Raw genomic sequence first — 2,790 nt, 5'->3', positions numbered from 1 at the left:
GCTTATGAGCACCAGGAGGTGCCTTTTGAAAAGGTGGTGGAAGAAGTGGTCAGGGAAAGGGACCTGAGCCGCTCTCCTTTGTTCCAGGTGATGCTGGTGCTGCGCAACACCCCTGAAGTACCCCGTCTTCAGTTAGGAGAGGTAGAGCTTACAGGAGAAGTGATCGAGCACAGCACCGCCAAGTTTGAACTTACCTTCTTCCTCACAGAAACTCCACAAGGACTGCAAGGTGCAGTGAGCTATAGAACTGATTTATTTAGTGCCGCCACCATTGAACGCATGATTGCCCACTTTAAAGAGCTGCTGCACAGCATCACTGAAAATGCAGCACAGCCAATTACCCGATTACCCCTGCTAACTGCTTCAGAAGAAGACCAGCTGCTCTATGGCTTCAATCAAACAGAGGCTGCCTATCCCAATGACAAAAGTATTGTGGCTTTGTTTGAACAGCAGGTAGAAAAGACACCGCATCATGTTGCGGTAGTCTTTGAAGAAGAGCAACTCACTTATCAAGAGCTCAATGAAAGGAGTAATCAATTAGCCCACTACCTCAGAGGCAAAGGAGTGAAGGAAGAAACCCTGGTGCCTATCTGTCTGGAGCGTTCCTTAGAGATGCTCATCGGCATCTTAGGTATCCTGAAAGCAGGGGCAGCTTATGTACCTATAGATCCTGAGTATCCCTTAGATCGCATTGCCTACATGCTGCAGGATACTGCAGCTGCAATAGTAATAAATAGTGAAAAAAGTAAAGAGAAGCTACCTGCATCATCTATTGGCATCATCAGTCTGGAGGAGCAATGGACTGAGATCTGTAAACAGCCCTCTCACAACCCACAAACCAATCTACAGGCCTCTCATCTGGCTTATGTGATCTATACCTCCGGTTCCACGGGTACGCCCAAGGGCGTCATGGTGGAACACAAGGCATTAGTGAATCGTTTAAATTGGGCACAGGATTATTACAGTTTATCAATTCACGATGCCGTATTGCAAAAGACAACGTTTTGCTTTGATGTATCAGTATGGGAGCTCTTGTGGCCTTTGTTAGTTGGATCAAGACTCGTCTTTGCTAAACCAGAAGGACATAGAGATAACCACTACCTGAAATTTATTATTGATAGTCAGAAGATAACAATGGTGCACTTTGTGCCCTCTATGTTAAGTACCTTTTTGTCAGATCTGCAGCCCGGCGATTGCAAAGAACTTAAAAAAGTATTATGCAGTGGAGAAGCATTAAAACGCTCACAGGTAGAGCTATTCAAAGAAAAACTCCCTGAAGTTGAATTACATAATTTATATGGCCCTACTGAAGCTGCAATTGATGTTACTTATTGGAGTCTGTCTGGTAAAAAATCTCAACTCCAAGTAATTCCCATAGGCAAGCCGATACACAATACCCAGATTCACATACTGGATGAGAAACAACAATTGCTACCTATAGGTATTGCTGGTGAGATTTACATAGCAGGAGCTGGCTTAGCTAGAGGCTATTTGAATAGGGAGGAGTTAACTAAAGATAAGTTCATTCTCAATCCTTTTGTACCAGGAGCAAGGATGTACCGTACAGGTGATGTTGGCCGTTGGATGCCAGATGGTAATATAGAGTACATGGGCCGAAGGGATGAGCAGGTCAAGATTAGGGGTTATCGCATTGAATTAGGAGAAATAGAAAGTGTAATACAGCAAAGTGGACTTGTAAGCCAGGGTGTGGTATTAGCCAAAGCGGATAAAGATAGCAACCGGTTGGTTGGTTATGTCGTACCTGCACAGCAGGGAAACTTTGACCTGGAAATTCTCAAAACTTATTTAAGGGGCCTATTGCCAGAATATATGGTGCCAACTTTATGGATGGAGCTGGACAATGTTCCTTTAACATCTAATGGCAAAGTAAATAAAAAACTCTTACCAGATCCTGAAGTTAGTTCTTCCGCTCAGTATGTAGCGCCGAGAAATGATGCTGAAGAATTGTTAGTCAATATTTGGCAACAGTTATTAGGTTTAGAGAATGTAGGTATACACGATAATTTCTTTGAACTGGGAGGGCATTCACTATTAGCCATACGAATGATTGCTGCTCTGCGCAAGCAAATGCAAGTGGAACTTTTAGTCAAAGACATCTTTTTATATCCCACCATAGCCCAGCTAGCGGAGCACCTGCAATCAGAGAACAGGGAAGTGTTATTACCCTCTATTGAAGCTGTAGTACAAAGACCAGAGCGGCTGCCCTTGTCCTTTGCCCAGGAGCGTTTATGGTTCATTGACCAGTTGGAGGGCAGTGTGCAATACCATGTACCAGCGGTGCTTAGATTAAAAGGAACCTTAAATAAAGAAGCCCTATCATCTGCTTTCCAAACCATCATCGATCGTCATGAGGTGTTAAGGACCATATTCCTTGAAGAAGAAGGCCTGAGCTATCAATACATACAAGCAGCTGATGGCTGGAAGCTATCCTACAAAGAAGATCAACCACTAAATGATCAAGAGCTCTTGGATGCATATGTACAAGAGCAAATCAATGCTCCTTTTGATCTTTCCAGGGACTATATGCTGCGTGCAGAGTTGATCAACCTTCAAGCAGAGGAATATATCCTAATTGTTGTCTTACACCACATAGCCTCCGATGGCTGGTCTACCTCTATATTAGTTAGAGAACTGGTAGCGCTTTACAGTGCTTACAGCCAGGGGCATGCGCCACAGCTGAACCCCCTTCCCCTCCAGTATGCAGACTATGCCCTCTGGCAAAGGAACTACCTGCAGGGAGAAGTATTGGCACACAAGCTCACTTACTGG

General features: G+C 44.3%; 1 protein-coding gene. It reads left to right on the top strand.

Annotation, left to right across the window (positions count from 1 at the left end; translation table 11 throughout):
• On the top strand, positions 1-2,790 hold a 2,790-nt coding region (locus OCK74_RS27715), incomplete at both ends, for a non-ribosomal peptide synthetase (protein WP_279300370.1).

It is taken from the genome of Paraflavisolibacter caeni (genome assembly GCF_025628885.1).
Taxonomy (GTDB): Bacteria; Bacteroidota; Bacteroidia; order Chitinophagales; family Chitinophagaceae; genus Flavisolibacter; species Flavisolibacter caeni.
The sequence above is the reverse complement of the archived record's forward strand: the minus strand, read 5'-3'. Positions and strand labels throughout refer to the sequence as shown.